Origin of the sequence: Hymenobacter negativus (assembly GCF_016056375.1) — a bacterium.
GTDB lineage: Bacteria > Bacteroidota > Bacteroidia > Cytophagales > Hymenobacteraceae > Hymenobacter > Hymenobacter negativus_A.
The window spans coordinates 1-13841 of record NZ_JAEDAE010000014.1; the positions used below are offsets into that span (position 1 = coordinate 1).

A 13841-nucleotide genomic window follows, 5' to 3' on the forward strand; every position below is an offset into this window, starting at 1 on the left:
GGTCGCCGCCAACCTTATCAAGGAAATCCCCTCTTGGATGCTTTCGCCAGCAACCAAGCGGGGATTTTGCTGTTAAAGCCTTTTCATTCAGGCAAGGGTTCTAATCCTCTCTGACGTGAGTAGGCAATGCACCTTTAATAAGGTTTGGGCTGCAGTAAAACTAGGCTTAACTGTAATGCTGTAAGAATTTATTGATTTCAGGATTATGGCAAGTTATATCGTGGTGTTATTGTGTAAATTGTTTGATTATAAGTGTTTTGTATTTGGTGAATGCTCTGGCAATTTTCGTTTTGGAATAAAACTTTACTGTTGAGGCAATCCGCTATGTGAAGGCGTGGCGTAGGTGGGACATCATCCAAAACATCCAAGCATTCCTTCATAACCATGAAAAAGACATTGTTTTCACTCGCTGTCGTTGCTTTGTTCAGCGTTGCTACCACTACTACTGTTTCGGCTCAATCAAAGACTAAGACCGTGATGGTAGGTGGTGCGGCCATGTACCCCACGAAAAACATTATTGAAAACGCGGTTAATTCGAAAGACCATACTACGCTGGTAGCAGCGGTGAAAGCTGCTGGTCTGGTTGAGACGCTGCAAGGTGCTGGTCCTTTCACGGTATTTGCGCCGACTAATGAGGCTTTTAATAAGCTTCCCGCTGGCACGGTAGAAACGCTGGTGAAGCCAGAAAACAAGGCTACTCTTACCAAAATATTGACTTACCACGTGGTGGCCGGCCGTATGACTTCGGCTGACTTGATGAAAGCAATCAAGGCTGGTGGTGGTAAGGCTACCCTTAAGACGGTGAGTGGCGGCACTCTGACGGCCATGATGAAGGGGCCCAAGACTCTTGAGCTGAAAGACGAAAAAGGCGGCGTGTCTACCGTCACCATCGCCGATGTGCTGCAGAGTAATGGTGTTATTCACGTAGTGAACACCGTGCTGATGCCTATGTAAGGCTTTGCAAGCTTCTGAATGCAACTTCGGCAACCGCTGCTGGCTTTGGCCAGCGGCGGTTGTTTGCGTTATGAGAGATGCTATTTAATGGCAGGCGGCTTGGGCCGTGCGGGCGTATTCATATCCTAGGCTTAGGGCGCGGCGGTAGAACTCGCAGGCAGCGGTGGAATCGCCGGCGTGAGACGCCAGCTTTCCGAGCAGGAAGTAGCTGCGGCCATCGTTGGGGTTGGCTTGGATTACGCGTAAATAATCGGCGCGGGCTTCGGAGTAGCGAGAGAGGGCCGCGAAGGCCACACCGCGCAGTTGCACGTAGTGCCAAGGAGCCTTGCGGCCGGCACGCTGGTATTGGCTTAGACCAGTGGTAAAATCGGCCACGGCCAGAGCGGGCTGGTGCAGGTCAAGCAAGCGGGTTTCGCCTCGAGCTAAGTAAGCTATGCTGCGGGTGCTGTCTAATGCTAAGGAACGAGTGTAGTTGAATTCGGCAGTGCTAGCGCGGCCGAGGGCGGCCTCGCAGCGGCCTAATTGGTACAGTAGGTCGGCGGTGAGGCGGCGGGATTGGGGCTGTTGGAGTGCGTCCTGAAAATCGAGGCGGGCCGCATGGGCATCTTGAAGGCTAAAACGCGCCAATTCGCCGCGACGGCGTAGGGCTGGAGCGTAGCCGGGGCGGAAGTGAAGGGTTTCATCCATGAAGCTGTACGCAGCCGACCAATCGCCGCGTGCGTAAGCCCGCAGGCCATCGGCGTAGTTGCTATTGGCTGAGACGCGGTCCATGGTTGCCTTTACTGCCATGGCAAAGAGTACGATGCCTGCAATGAAGAGGAGGGTGAATAGCCAGTCGCGCCGGTTGAAGGTGGGGCGCTGGCGGGGAATGCGCTGGTAGTGGCGCTCGCGGCTGCCGGCGGGTGGGCGGGTACGGAGTGGGGCCGGCGGTGGCATGGGCACGCCGTAGACATGCTGTGAGACGGGGCGCTGCTGCTGTTGGCGCTGGGCTTCGGCGGCGCGGCGCGCGGCCTGGGCTAGCTGGAAGTCATAGGTGGCGCGCCGACCAGGGTCGCCGAGGATGCCGTAGGCGACAGCGACGGCTTTAAACTGCTCCTCGTAGCGTATGTCGCCGCCGTGCTTGTCGGGGTGGTAGCGCACGACCAACTGCCGGTAGGCACGCTTGATATCGGCGGCCGGGGCGGTGGGGGCAACTCCAAGAACTTGGTAATGATTCTGACTCACGCTAGCGACAAACACAAAGGTGAGTGCAAAAGTCAGCCACGCGCCGAAATTTTCCGTAGAACCGGCGCGGTCCATTGCTTTTTTCTGCGAAATCAAAGAAACTGCCGGGCTTTTTTTTCTTGTCTCACTCCATTTTCGCGCCGCATGTTCAACGACGACGATACCTCCAAAACTCCCCGCAATGACAGCCTGATTGGAAACCTCACCGGGTACCTTGATACCCGCATCGACTTGGTTCGGCTGGAAATTCAGCAAAAAGTGTCCACCATTTTCGTGGGTACCATTCACGGCGCAACCTTGGCTATTCTGGGGCTGCTGTTCGTCATCTTCGTGAGCATCTTTGCCGGGCTGGCACTGAATGCTGCTTTGGATAGCCCATATTGGGGCTTTGGCATTGTGGCCGGCTTCTACCTGGTGCTGCTGGTGCTGGTGCTGGTAGGAGTTGATAAAACCGCCTTCCAGGGCCTTGCCAATAAGGTGCTCAAGGATACTATTTACAAATCTGACAAACGCCAAGCTTAAGCCAACCCTAGCATGAGTGAGTTGCAAAACCCCCTGTTCGAAGAGGAAAAGGAATTTCTCGAGCGCAAAAAACTGGAATACGAGCGCGCCCTGCGGGGTGACGTAGACCACATCAAGGACCAGTCGGTAGTAGTAGGTAAGGTGGCGCTGGTGGGCGCAGGCCTGGCTGGTGGCGTGTGGCTTATCACCAAGCTGATTGGCGGCAAAAAGCGCAAGCGCAAGACGCACGCAGCTGAATACGCTGAGGCCGACCACGACTACGAGTTTGGAGCCGACTACTATTCCAGTAACAAAGGAAAAAAGGATAAAAAAGCCAAAAAAGGCGACGACTTGGCGCACAAATCGGCCGAGGAGTCGGCCCGCGCTTTTGTGGAGCACCACGAGCACGCGCACGAAGCCGATGATTTGGGTTTTGGCTCCACGGGTTCGCACTCACAGGATTATTCTTCGGAAAAGGCTTCTACGGTTCCTTTTGCAGCCGGCGCAGCCTTTGCCGATGAGGAATTTGAGGAAGACCCTTTTCAGGATTTGCCTTACGACGACAGCCGTCGTCTGCCCGCCTCGCACGCTTTCGATGAGCCCGCGCCGGCTGCCAGCGCCGCCAATTCGCGCTCGCGCATGGTAGGTTCGGTGTTGCAGGCTTTTCTGCAGTCCGATACGGGCAAGGTGCTGGTAGCTCAGGCAGCTGCCGTGGCGCTGGCCATGGTGACGAAAAAAGTAGGCGAGTTTTTCCCGGCGGACAAAAATGCCGACCTTGCGACTTCTCCCGGCTACGCCAAGGCCGAAACCGGAGCTTCTCCCGTCGCCTCGTCTGCTCCTTCTGACTCCTCGGATGCGTCCAACCCCCCTAAGTCTTTATGATGCGCTGCGCGCCCGGCAGCAGCACGGCCGCAAAGCGCTGGCCGTATTGCTCGACCCGGACAACCTAGATGAAACCAGCCTGCTGCACCTGCTCAGCCTGAGCGAGGCGCATCCGGTCGATTACTTTTTTGTGGGAGGCAGTCTGGTGCTTAGTGAGCATCAGGCTGCCCTCATCACGTTAATTAAGGCCCATTCGAATGTACCAGTGCTGTTGTTTCCAAGCCACAGCATGCACCTCGATGGGCCTGCTGACGGCTTGCTATTGCTCTCACTCATCTCGGGGCGCAACCCGGATTTTCTGATTGGGCAGCACGTGGTGGCCGCGCCGCGCCTCAAGGCCAGCGGGCTGCAGCTGCTATCGACGGGCTACATGCTGGTCGATTCGGGCCGGCAAACGACGGCATCCTACATGAGCGGCACCACGCCCATGCCGCACAATAAGCCGGGCATTGCGGCCTGTACCGCGCTGGCTGGCGAGCAGCTAGGATTGAAGCTGATGTACCTCGACGGCGGTAGCGGAGCCCAAAATCCGGTTTCGGGCGCCATGATTGCCGCCGTACGCGAAGCCGTGAGTGCGCCGCTTATCGTGGGCGGCGGGCTGAATTCGGGCGAGAAAGTATATGCCGCTCTTGCCGCTGGAGCAGACGTGGTGGTGGTGGGCAACCACATTGAGGCCAAGCCAGCGTTTCTGGCCGAAGTGTCAGACGTAGTTGCCTCATTTAATCAAGTGGCAGCTTCGCGGCGGGTTTTTCAATAGCCATGGGGCTGGCAGCTTAGCCAAATAAAAAGGCCCTGAAACCGCAAGGTGGTTTCAGGGCCTTTTTATTTGGAGCCGATTATTGGACTCGAACCAACGACCTGCTCATTACGAATGAGCTGCTCTACCAACTGAGCTAAATCGGCTTGTGCCCGACCAACGGTTTTGGAAGGGGCTGCAAAGATAGGCAATAGGCCGGAAGCTACGCAACCACTGGCAGAGAAAAATTTAGCAACCGAACGCCGCGCCGTGCGTTTGCAATGAGAACAAAACGGTCGACCTATGAAATTACTACCCTCCCTGACTGCTGGCCTGGCCGGTGCTGTGGCCCTGACGCTGTTGCACGAAACGGTCCGCCGACTTCGCCCCGAAGATGCGCCCCGCATGGATGTGCTGGGCATGCGCGGCCTGCGCAAGCTGCTCGGCAAAGCGGATGCTCCGCAGCCCGATAACGACACGTTATTTAATGTGACGATGGCCGGCGATATGCTGAGCAATGGACTGTATTACAGCATGGTGGGAAGTAGCCGCCATGCCCTGGAGCGTGGCCTGGCCCTGGGGGCGCTGGCTGGGGTGGGCGGCGTGCTGCTGCCCGGGCCAATGGGCCTGGGCACGGCCCCAACCAACCGCACGCCGCAAACCCAGGCCATGACGGTGGCGTGGTATACCATGGGCGGCTTGGTGGCTGGAGCCGTGGCGCGGGCCTTGCGGAACCGATAAGAACAAGCGGGGCGTTGGCACAAAGCAAAAGCGCCGTTCGCACGTCAGCAGGCGCTGACCGTACTTTGCGGTGGCGTTTACGTTTTTGACTACATGAAATTCTGGCTCATTTTCATTCTGATTTTTTTCGCCGTTCGCTACCTGCTGCCCATTGTGCTGCGGCTGGCGCTGAGCGGCTTTGTGCGCAAGCAGATGCGCAATGGGGGCTTTGTGGTGCCGCCCCAGGCGCGGCCTGCGAGCGGGCCCACTTCCCGCCCCGGCGAAGTACGAGTGGACTACGTGCCGCCTACGGCCAGTCACGCCAACCATTCACATGGCTTCAAAGGCGGGGAGTACGTTGATTTTGAGGAGGTAAAATAGCGGCGCAAAGCTTTTTGAAGCAATACGGAGGTTTCGTCGGGTTGACATTCGTGTCGCTTGGCGGAACCTCTTTTTGCGTTGTAAAACCTCGCGTTGGAAGCTATAGCGTGGTTCTACTGTACCTTCGGGCACGTTTTCATTTTCCCCAAAATTGCCCTGATGGCTGCTGTTGTTTCTGCTCCTTCTGTTTCGTCCGCGCCGTGGTGGCAGCGGGCTTTGCCGCACGTGCTGGCGGTGCTATTTTTCGTGGTGCTGGCCTGCGCGTATTTCGCGCCCATCATGTTTGATGGCAAGACGCTGGCCCAGCACGACATAACCCAGTTCCAAGGCGGGGCGCACGAGGCGCAGGAATACGCCAAGGTGATGGGCAAGGAGGCGCTGTGGACAAATTCCATGTTCTCGGGCATGCCGACCTACCTCATCAGCCTGCACTTCCCAGGCGACTGGTCGGGCTACTTGCAGAAGGCCATGACGCTGGGCCTGCCCGCCGTGGTAGCCAATCTGTTTCTGGCACTGCTGTGTGGCTACATTCTGCTGGTGGCGCTGGGCGTGCGGCCGCTCATTGCGGTGGCGGGCGCGGTGGCGCTGGGCTTTTCGAGCTACAATCTCGCCATTCTGGCCGCCGGTCACAACACCAAGAGCCTGGCCCTGGCCTATGCGCCGCTGGTGCTGGGCGGATTGCTCGTGACGTACCGCCGCGATAAGTGGCTGGGAGCGGCCCTGTTCGCGGTGGGCCTTACGCTGAACGTGCACGTCAACCACCTGCAGATTACCTATTATCTGCTGCTGTTGGTGGCTATTTTCGGGATTATCGAGCTGGTGGCAGCGGCACGGGCGAGCCGCCTGCCCGAGTTTGCCAAGCGCACGGCGCTGCTGGCACTGGGCGCGGCGCTGGCCGTGGGCGTGAGCTTTGGCCGCCTTTATACCACCGCCGAATACAGCAAGTACAGCAACCGCGGCCCGAGCGAACTGAAAACGCCGGCCCCGACCCCGCCCGGCGAGGCACCGGCCCCCAAAACGGAGGACGAAGGCACGGGCGTGGACCGCGACTACGCTTTCCAATACAGCTACGGCGTGGGCGAAACCATCACGCTGCTGATTCCCAACTTCTACGGCGGGGCCAGCTCCATGCCGCTCAGCACCGACTCTAACCTTGCCAAAGCCGGTTTGCCCCAGGAATATCTGGGCTCGATGCCGACTTATTGGGGCCAGCAGAGCTACACGGCCGGGCCGGTGTACATGGGCGCGGTGGTGTGCTTCCTGTTTATTCTGGGGCTGTTTGTGGTGGAGAAGCGCACGCGCTACTGGCTGCTGGCGGGCACTATTCTTTCCATTCTGCTGGCTTGGGGCAAGAATTTTGAGACGTTCAATTACCTGATTTTCGACCTGCTGCCGGGCTACAACAAATTCCGCGCCGTGAGCATGGCGCTGGTGATTGCACAGCTGGCCATGCCCATTCTAGGCGCGTTAGCCCTGAGCCGCATCCTGCGGCCTCGCCCGGCTACGGCCCCTGCATTGCCAGGTACCAAGGCCCCGATTTCGGCTGATGCGGCGGCTTTACTGCCCAAGGTTCTGTATGCCGGTGCTATTGCGGCCGGGCTGTGCGTGCTAGCGTATCTGGCCAGCTTCAGCTTTGATTTTGCGGCCCCTGTGGATGGCGAGCTGACCAAGCAGGGCTTCACTCCGCAACTGCTGGGCGCATTGCGGGCTGACCGGGCCGACTTGCTCCGCAACGACGTGTGGCGTGGGCTGCTGTTCATCGGCGCGGCGTTGGGCGTGCTGTACTTCCACTTGAAGGGGCAATTGAAACTGGTGCCGGCGGCGGCCATTATGGTGGTGCTGATGCTGGTGGACCTGTGGGGCGTGGACAAGCGCTACCTCGGCGACAATAAATTCCAGCGCGAAACCATTGCCGAGGAATTCCAACCTACTGCGGCCGACCAGATGATTTTGCAGGATAAGGACCTGAGCTACCGCGTGCTCAACGTGCAAAATCCCTTCAACGAAGCCCAGACCTCGTATTTCCACAAGAGCATCGGCGGCTACCACGGCGCCAAGCTGCGCCGCTATCAGGACCTGATTGAGCGCCAGATTGCGAACAACAACCAGCAGGTGCTGAACATGCTGAACATGCGCTACCTCATAACTGGCGATGCCAAGCAGCCGGTGCAACGCAACCCCGGCGCGCTGGGCAACGCCTGGTTTGTGAGCACGGTGAAGCCCGTGGCCAACCCCGACGCCGAAATGGCCGCCCTCAGCACCCTGAGCCCTGCCACGGAGGCCGTGGTGGACGCCAGCAAATTCCCGCAGCAAAAGGCCGCGACCTACGACATCGCCGGCTCCAGCATCGCCCTCACCAACTACAGTCCCGACGAGCTGAAATACCGCTACAACGCCACGCACGACGGCCTGGTGGTGTTCTCGGAAATCTATTACGCCGACGGCTGGCAGGCTTTTATCGATGGCAAACCGGTGCCGCACATTCGGGCCGACTACGTACTGCGGGCGCTGCAGGTGCCAGCCGGCGCGCACACCATCGAATTCAAGTTTGAGCCGAAGGCCTACGCCGTGGGCAATGGCGTGTCGTTGGCGGCCAGCATCGCGCTGCTGCTGGTGCTGGTGGGCGCGGGTGTGTACGTGGCCCGTCGCCGCGAGCGCAGCGGCGACGAGCTGGCCGATACGCCGGTGCTGGCGTAGCGCTTCGCTTTTCAGGAACAAGGGAAAGGGGATAGGGGAAACGGTGGTTTCTTCGGTCCCCTTTCTCATTTACCGCCGCTCCGATGCCTGTTTTATCCCTGCTCCAGCTTCTTGATGAGCCTGTAGCCGCTGCCCATGGCGTGCGCCTGCTGCTGTGGCGCGATGACTTGGTGAACCTGGACCTGCCCGGCAACAAGGCCCGTAAGCTCAAGTACAACCTGCTGGCGGCACGGCAGCAAGGGCACCAAACGCTGCTCACGTTTGGTGGGGCGTATTCCAACCATATTGCAGCCGTGGCGGCGGCCGGCCGGCTACAGGGCTTCCGCACCATTGGTTTGATTCGGGGCGATGAACCGGCGGCTTGGGCCTCACTGAATCCCACCCTCGCTCAAGCTGCCACCGATGGCATGGCCCTGCACTACCTCGACCGCACCGCCTACCGCCGCCGGGCCGAGCCGGAATTTATTGCGGAACAGCTGGCCCGTTTTGGCCCGGCCTACGTGCTGCCCGAGGGTGGTACGAATGAGCTGGCCCTGCCCGGCTGCGCCGAACTTGTGGCTGAGATTCGGCAGCAGGTTGACTTTGATGCGCTGGCCGTGGCTGTGGGCACGGGCGGCACACTGGCTGGCCTACTCAGCGGCTTGGCCGGCCAGCAGCACGCCGTGGGCGTGGTGGCGCTGAAAAACGGCGGCTTCCTGCGCGCTGAAGTCGACGCGCTGACGCAGTCAACGACGGGGCTAACCTTCGATAATTATTCGCTCCAGACCGATTATCACTTCGGTGGGTACGCTAAATACTCGGTCGAATTATTGACGTTTATCCAGCAGTTTCAGGCGCGGCATGGGGTGTTGCTCGACCCGATTTATACCGGTAAGCTGCTGTTCGGCGTGCTGAACTCGATTGGGAAAGGCTATTTCCGGCGGGGCAGCACGGTGGTAGCTATCCACACCGGCGGGCAGCAGGCGTGGGCCGGATGGCAGGAGCGGTTCGGAAGCAGGCGCTAAACCGTAGCCGGCTTCGGGTCAGCCCACCAGCCGGTTATTTCCAGCGAAGCCAGCACGAATATCACCGTCAGTACCGGAGCCAGAAACCGCACGTCCCAGTCATCCACAGTCAGCATGATGATGGCCGTTTGCAGCAGGAAAATGGCTGCCAGAAATACCCGCGCCGGCCGCCAAACTTCCGTCCGCCCGGCGCCGCGCGCAGCCAGCCAGTAGGCCGGCCACAATACCACCACGCCAATAATCCGGTGCGCCAGCGAGTAGTGCGGCTTGAGGTAGCTGACGAATACAAACAACTTGCCCAGCATCAATCGGCCCAGATACAGCGGATTATGCGCCCCAAAATACACAACCCGCGCCACCGGGCCGGTGCCGGGCGGCGGCATATTGAGCGGTGCAGCTTGGTGCACAGCCCAGAGCTGGTAGCGGAAAATCAGCTCGCCGCGCTGGTAGGTATCCATCAGGTAGTAAGTGGCGAGCTGATGGTTGAGGGCCACCCACAGCAGGGGAGAGAGCAGCACCAGGGCAAGCAGCGCCGCCCGCCACGGCCGGCGGTCGGGCCGGCGGCGCAGGGCATCGAGCCCGGCTAGGGCGGCAGCCAGCGCTACCAGGAAGCCGTTGGGGCGGGCCAGAGCGGTGAGGATTAACACGGCAATGAGCCCCAGCCAGTCTTTTCGCCGGCCGCTTTGCAACTGCGTGAAGGCTCCGAACGACAGCGCGACTAAGCTGATAAACAGCGACTCAGTAAGCAGGAAAACATTCAAGGGCTGAATATCAGGCCAGGCGATGAAGAGGAGCGTGGCCAGCGCCGCCGCGCCGCGTTGGCCGTGGCTTAGCCGGCGCGTGCCCTGGTAAACGGCCCGCGTGGCCAGCGCCGAAATAGCCATCTGGCCCGCCACGATTCCCCACCACCCCAAGCCCAGCCGCAGCCACAGGCTCTGGAACAGCGGGTAGAGCACGTAGCGCAGGTTGTGGCCGGGCTCGAAATAGCCGCGCTCAGCAATGTTGGCGGCGTAGGCCAGGTAGCGGGCGCTGTCGTTGGCGAAGTACGGCCCGTGAAATTTGCGGAGGTACAGCAGCTGCACCAGCACCCACAGCCCCACCAGCAGCGCCGGGTGGTGCCGCCACAAGCGTTGGGCCAGCAAGCAGAAAGAAGTGGGAGCGCGCATCAGGCCGCAAAGCTAGGCTACTGCCCGGCCCAACGCCGCGCCGCGCCCTGCGTACTTTACGCTATATGAATCTAGTCCGCCTCGTTCGCCGCCTCTTGCCACTGTTATTTTTAGTTGGGCTGGGGTGGTTTCTCTGGAAGAAAATCGGCCCTACGCTCGCCGACCTCAACCCGCTGAATACGGAGCCCAAAGTCACCGTCACGCACAACACCGTGCTCACCCAGGTTGAAGCCCTGGGCAAGTTGGAGCTGGTGCGCTACAAGTTCAAGGACATCGTGGAGTACCGCCGGGCCAGCCGCTACCCGCTGCTGCCCGATGCCAAAGTGGCCCTCGTGGTGGGCGGCGAAGCCGTGGGCTGCCTCGACCTGCGCAAAATCCGCCCACAGGATGTCGTGTTTGAGGGCGACTCCATTGTGCGCGTAGTGCTGCCCGCGCCGGAGCTGTGCTCCTTCCAGGTAAACCACAACCAAAGCCGCGTCTTCAGCACCGAAAACGGCTTTTTTCAGGATGCCGACCTCGTAGACCAGGGCTATAAATACGCCGAAAAGCAGGTGCGCAATGCCGCCCTGCAATCCGGCATCCTGGCCCAGACGCAGCGTAACGCCGAGCAGATTCTCGTGCCCATGCTGCGCACCCTCACCGGGCGCCGCGTGATAGTGGGCCAGCAATTGGTGATGCCGGCGGCGGGGCCGAAACAGTAGTATTTGTCATGAGGAGCGCCGTGAGGCATCTGGGAAAAGCCGCTGGGTCATTTTCCTCAAATGCTTTACTGCATCAGCATGGCAAACAATTATTCGTCATCTTCCGGTGCTTTACCCAACTCATCAAGTGCCATTTTGATTAAATCCTGCTCGTAGCCTTTTCCCGTTAGGTACTGCGAGATTTTCATGCGGCGTATACGCGGGTTTTTCTCCTTTTCCTGGCGGTCCTTCTTCTCCATCACCTCAACCAGGTTCTGGTAATACTCCTCGCCGTCAATTTCTTTCATGCCCACTTTGATGCAGTATTCGCTGATGCCTTTCTGCTTCAATTCCTGCATGATGCGGCGGCGCCCCCACTTTTTCTGGCGGTAGTGGCCGCGCACAAAAGCCTTGGCAAACCGTTCCTCATCCAGTAGCTTTTCGCGGCTTAGGCGGATGATGATTTCACCGGCTTCGTCCTCGTCGAGGCCGTAGGATTTTAGCTTTTGCTCCACTTCCTTCTGGGTGCGCTCTTGGTAGGCGCAGAAGGCGGCAATTTTTTGTAGGGCCTCGCCGGGCGTGTACTGCTTGGGGGCTTTGTCGGGGTTTTTGAACATGGAGACGGGGTGAGGGGCGGGTAAACCGCAAAGTAGCGCTACCCTTCGATGGTGGCAGCGCCTGAGGGGACGCTGCTGATAGGGTGCGCCAGTTTCCGGGAATGCCTGGGCCATAGCGCACTGCCGGACTGCCAGCGGCACTGTCTGCTGTGCTAACCATTATGGCTGTCAGTTCGTTGCCAACGGGAGTGGGAATGTGCTGTAACCTGAACAGTAATCGGCTTAAGTACAGTTTGTTAAGCCTGCCTTTCTTCTACGACTTATTACTGATATTCAGTGAATTTATACGGGTTTTGAGGGGCATGATGGGGCATGAAAAAAGCAGGGGCGTACAACAGACAGTCCCTCATTCACTCAACATTTTCCTTTTATGCATAACTCAACCAATTCCTCGGTGGACCTGGCCGCTGGTCTGGGCACGCCGGTAGCGCGGCGCTCTTTTTTGCGCTACTCGGGCGCGGGCCTGGCCGTGGGCGGCCTCTGGCTGGCCGGCTGCTCTAAAGACGATGACAACAATCCCACGGCCGGCTTCATCGACGTGGGCACGGGCGATACGGGCATCCTGAACTATGCCTACGCGCTGGAGCAGCTCGAAGCCGCTTTCTATGCCCAGGTGGTGGCCGGCGACTACTTCAAAAACGCCAACACGTCGGCGGCCGAAAAAGCCCTGTTCACGGACCTGAAGGACCACGAGGCCATTCACGCGGCTTTCTTCAAGGGAGCCATCACCAGCGGCCGCATCACCGACAGCCTGCAGCCTGATTTCAGCGGCATCGATTTCTCGCAGCGGACCACCGCCGCCGGCTCCGCCAAGATGGGGGTGCTCAACGCCGCCATGGCATTCGAAGACCTGGGCGTGGCCGCCTACAATGGGGCGGCCCGCTTCATCAGCAGCGTGGATTACCTCACGCTGGCCGGCAAAATCGTGTCGGTCGAAGCCCGGCACGCCGCCGCTATCCGGGAGCTGCTGACGCAGAACACCTTCGTGGCGAATGACGTGGTGGACCTGACCACCAGCACGCCGAACAACTCCGGCGGCACCGGCAACCTCACCGGCACCGGCATGGAACGCTCGAAGCGCCCGCCGGTGGTGCTGGAAACGGCCAACAAGTTCCTGGCGGCCAACTCCAAGCTCAGCGCCAACAGTTTTGCTTAAGCGCCTCCGGTGCCTCCCCCATCCCCTAATCAAGCCTTCTCATGGACTTATTTCAAATCATCAACGACATAGCCAAAGTTGACCCCGAGGTGTACGACCGGTTCGATTCGCGCCGCGCCGTGTTCCGCAATTTTCTGGGGTACGGCAAAAAGGCCTCGGCCGCTGCGCTGCCCCTGGCCGTGAGCACTCTGTTCAGCAAAGCCTACGGCCAAACCACCGGCACGGGCAGCGGCCTCGACCCACTCATCGTTGGGACACTCAACCTGGCGCTGCAGCTGGAGTACCTCGAAAAATACTTTTACCAGACGGCCCTGGCCTCCAACATTCTGAACCCGGAGCAGACAGGCGCTGTGACCATCATCCTCAACGATGAGAACCTGCACATCAACACCCTGCGCGGGGTGTTGAAGGGCGACGCCGTAGCCGACCCCACCCGGGCGGCTTTCGACTACACGGGCTCGCAGGGCGGCAAGCGGCCGGCGCTGTTTGCCACGCTGGGCACCACGTTCACCAGCGCCGCCGATTTCCTGATGGTGGGCCAGCAGTTTGTGGACACCGGCGTGCGCGCCTACAAAGGCGGCGCGGCCAACCTCATCACCCAGAAGGATATTCTGGAGGCGGCCATCAACATTCACTCGGTGGAGGCCCGGCATTCCTCGCGCATTCGCTCGCTGCGGCGCGGCGGCATTCAGAGTGCCACCGCTCCCAAAAGCTGGATTACGCCCGACGAGACACCCACCACCCCGCCGCTGCCCAATAACTACAACGTGGCCGGTGCCCCCGCGCTGGTCGGCCCTTACAAACGCGGTGCCGATGCCGCCAAGTTCCCGGACGAAAGCAATGTGAGCCAAGGCACTAATCCTGTTCTCAACGCGCAAACGTTGGTGGCCGGGGTAGGCGCCGGAGCCGGGGCCGAAGCTTTCGACGAGCCCCTCGACGCGGCCACTGTAAAGGCCATTGCCAAGAACTTCGCCACCGACCCCACGGCGCTGTTCAAATAAGGTTCTTTCGCTTTAATCAAGGTAAAAAGGCGGCCCGGCGGGCTGCCTTTTTTATTGGGTGGCCCCGGCGGGCAGGACGAGCCGCAGGCAACCTATTCCGGCCGGCAGGAATCAGTGGAATT

General features: G+C 59.8%; 14 protein-coding genes and 1 tRNA gene. 11 read left to right on the forward strand and 4 right to left on the reverse strand.

Annotation, left to right across the window (positions count from 1 at the left end; translation table 11 throughout):
* The first annotated feature begins 384 nt into the window (after nt 1–384).
* Nucleotides 385–954 carry a fasciclin domain-containing protein gene (locus I7X13_RS20490; protein ID WP_198076918.1) on the forward strand — a complete coding sequence of 190 codons (570 nt, stop codon included), beginning with the start codon at nt 385–387 and terminating at the stop codon, nt 952–954.
* A gap of 84 nt (nt 955–1038) precedes the next feature.
* Here the strand turns inward: I7X13_RS20490 and I7X13_RS20495 are convergent, their stop codons facing one another.
* On the reverse strand, nt 1039–2178 hold the full coding sequence (locus tag I7X13_RS20495) for a DnaJ domain-containing protein (RefSeq protein ID WP_198076919.1): 1140 nt from the start codon (nt 2176–2178) through the stop codon (nt 1039–1041).
* Nucleotides 2179–2322: 144 nt separating this feature from the next.
* Between I7X13_RS20495 and I7X13_RS20500 the strand changes: the two genes are divergently transcribed.
* Genes I7X13_RS20500 through I7X13_RS20510 form a run of 3 tightly spaced genes read left to right on the forward strand, consistent with a single transcriptional unit; the run spans nt 2323 to nt 4318 of the window.
* A complete protein-coding gene (locus I7X13_RS20500; protein ID WP_198070586.1) occupies nt 2323–2700 on the forward strand; it encodes a phage holin family protein in 378 nt (125 codons plus the stop codon).
* Between the two features lie 12 nt (nt 2701–2712).
* On the forward strand, nt 2713–3561 hold the full coding sequence (locus I7X13_RS20505) for a hypothetical protein (RefSeq protein ID WP_198076920.1): 849 nt from the start codon (nt 2713–2715) through the stop codon (nt 3559–3561).
* The gene (locus tag I7X13_RS20510) at nt 3533–4318 is read left to right on the forward strand and encodes a geranylgeranylglyceryl/heptaprenylglyceryl phosphate synthase (RefSeq protein WP_198076921.1); all 786 of its coding nucleotides are present in this window, start codon (nt 3533–3535) and stop codon (nt 4316–4318) included. The genes I7X13_RS20505 and I7X13_RS20510 overlap by 29 nt, the downstream gene beginning before the upstream one ends.
* Nucleotides 4319–4388: 70 nt before the next feature.
* On the opposite strand, the gene I7X13_RS20515 is transcribed toward I7X13_RS20510, so the two are convergent.
* A tRNA-Thr gene (locus tag I7X13_RS20515) sits at nt 4389–4464 on the reverse strand.
* 136 nt (nt 4465–4600) lie between these two features.
* On the opposite strand from I7X13_RS20515, the gene I7X13_RS20520 reads away from it, so the two are divergent.
* From I7X13_RS20520 to I7X13_RS20535, 4 genes are all read left to right on the forward strand, one after another.
* Nucleotides 4601–5038 carry a hypothetical protein gene (locus I7X13_RS20520; protein WP_198076922.1) on the forward strand — a complete coding sequence of 146 codons (438 nt, stop codon included), beginning with the start codon at nt 4601–4603 and terminating at the stop codon, nt 5036–5038.
* Between the two features lie 93 nt (nt 5039–5131).
* Complete coding sequence (locus I7X13_RS20525; RefSeq protein ID WP_198070590.1) at nt 5132–5398, forward strand: DUF4834 family protein; 267 nt, start codon at nt 5132–5134, stop codon at nt 5396–5398.
* Nucleotides 5399–5557: 159 nt separating this feature from the next.
* On the forward strand, nt 5558–8095 hold the full coding sequence (locus I7X13_RS20530) for a YfhO family protein (protein WP_198076923.1): 2538 nt from the start codon (nt 5558–5560) through the stop codon (nt 8093–8095).
* A gap of 83 nt (nt 8096–8178) precedes the next feature.
* Complete coding sequence (locus I7X13_RS20535) at nt 8179–9099, forward strand: 1-aminocyclopropane-1-carboxylate deaminase/D-cysteine desulfhydrase (protein WP_198076924.1); 921 nt, start codon at nt 8179–8181, stop codon at nt 9097–9099.
* On the opposite strand, the gene I7X13_RS20540 is transcribed toward I7X13_RS20535, so the two are convergent.
* Nucleotides 9096–10265 carry a glycosyltransferase family 39 protein gene (locus I7X13_RS20540; protein WP_198076925.1) on the reverse strand — a complete coding sequence of 390 codons (1170 nt, stop codon included), beginning with the start codon at nt 10263–10265 and terminating at the stop codon, nt 9096–9098. The genes I7X13_RS20535 and I7X13_RS20540 overlap by 4 nt on opposite strands.
* A 65-nt stretch (nt 10266–10330) precedes the next feature.
* Between I7X13_RS20540 and I7X13_RS20545 the strand changes: the two genes are divergently transcribed.
* A complete protein-coding gene (locus tag I7X13_RS20545) occupies nt 10331–10966 on the forward strand; it encodes a DUF4230 domain-containing protein (RefSeq protein WP_198076926.1) in 636 nt (211 codons plus the stop codon).
* An 89-nt stretch (nt 10967–11055) separates the two neighbouring features.
* Here the strand turns inward: I7X13_RS20545 and I7X13_RS20550 are convergent, their stop codons facing one another.
* The gene (locus I7X13_RS20550) at nt 11056–11562 is read right to left on the reverse strand and encodes a regulatory protein RecX (RefSeq protein ID WP_198070595.1); all 507 of its coding nucleotides are present in this window, start codon (nt 11560–11562) and stop codon (nt 11056–11058) included.
* A 370-nt stretch (nt 11563–11932) separates the two neighbouring features.
* Here I7X13_RS20550 and I7X13_RS20555 point away from each other — a divergent pair, with 370 nt between their 5' ends.
* Together I7X13_RS20555 and I7X13_RS20560 are read left to right on the forward strand one after the other, a co-directional pair.
* Nucleotides 11933–12718: a ferritin-like domain-containing protein gene (locus I7X13_RS20555; RefSeq protein ID WP_198076927.1), complete on the forward strand. Its 786-nt coding sequence runs from the start codon at nt 11933–11935 to the stop codon at nt 12716–12718.
* A gap of 41 nt (nt 12719–12759) precedes the next feature.
* Nucleotides 12760–13719, forward strand: a complete 960-nt coding sequence (locus I7X13_RS20560; protein ID WP_198076928.1) for a ferritin-like domain-containing protein — start codon at nt 12760–12762, stop codon at nt 13717–13719.
* Nucleotides 13720–13841: the final 122 nt, after the last annotated feature.

What these genes read in the sequence shown, in the direction of transcription:
- I7X13_RS20500 (WP_198070586.1), top strand. Translation starts at nt 2,323, where the DNA reads ATGTTCAACGACGACGATACCTCCAAAACTCCCCGCAATGACAGCCTG.
- I7X13_RS20550 (WP_198070595.1), bottom strand. Translation starts at nt 11,562, where the DNA reads ATGTTCAAAAACCCCGACAAAGCCCCCAAGCAGTACACGCCCGGCGAG.
- I7X13_RS20540 (WP_198076925.1), bottom strand. Translation starts at nt 10,265, where the DNA reads ATGCGCGCTCCCACTTCTTTCTGCTTGCTGGCCCAACGCTTGTGGCGG.
- I7X13_RS20535 (WP_198076924.1), top strand. Translation starts at nt 8,179, where the DNA reads ATGCCTGTTTTATCCCTGCTCCAGCTTCTTGATGAGCCTGTAGCCGCT.
- I7X13_RS20525 (WP_198070590.1), top strand. Translation starts at nt 5,132, where the DNA reads ATGAAATTCTGGCTCATTTTCATTCTGATTTTTTTCGCCGTTCGCTAC.
- I7X13_RS20520 (WP_198076922.1), top strand. Translation starts at nt 4,601, where the DNA reads ATGAAATTACTACCCTCCCTGACTGCTGGCCTGGCCGGTGCTGTGGCC.
- I7X13_RS20545 (WP_198076926.1), top strand. Translation starts at nt 10,331, where the DNA reads ATGAATCTAGTCCGCCTCGTTCGCCGCCTCTTGCCACTGTTATTTTTA.
- I7X13_RS20510 (WP_198076921.1), top strand. Translation starts at nt 3,533, where the DNA reads ATGCGTCCAACCCCCCTAAGTCTTTATGATGCGCTGCGCGCCCGGCAG.
- I7X13_RS20530 (WP_198076923.1), top strand. Translation starts at nt 5,558, where the DNA reads ATGGCTGCTGTTGTTTCTGCTCCTTCTGTTTCGTCCGCGCCGTGGTGG.
- I7X13_RS20555 (WP_198076927.1), top strand. Translation starts at nt 11,933, where the DNA reads ATGCATAACTCAACCAATTCCTCGGTGGACCTGGCCGCTGGTCTGGGC.
- I7X13_RS20560 (WP_198076928.1), top strand. Translation starts at nt 12,760, where the DNA reads ATGGACTTATTTCAAATCATCAACGACATAGCCAAAGTTGACCCCGAG.
- I7X13_RS20490 (WP_198076918.1), top strand. Translation starts at nt 385, where the DNA reads ATGAAAAAGACATTGTTTTCACTCGCTGTCGTTGCTTTGTTCAGCGTT.
- I7X13_RS20505 (WP_198076920.1), top strand. Translation starts at nt 2,713, where the DNA reads ATGAGTGAGTTGCAAAACCCCCTGTTCGAAGAGGAAAAGGAATTTCTC.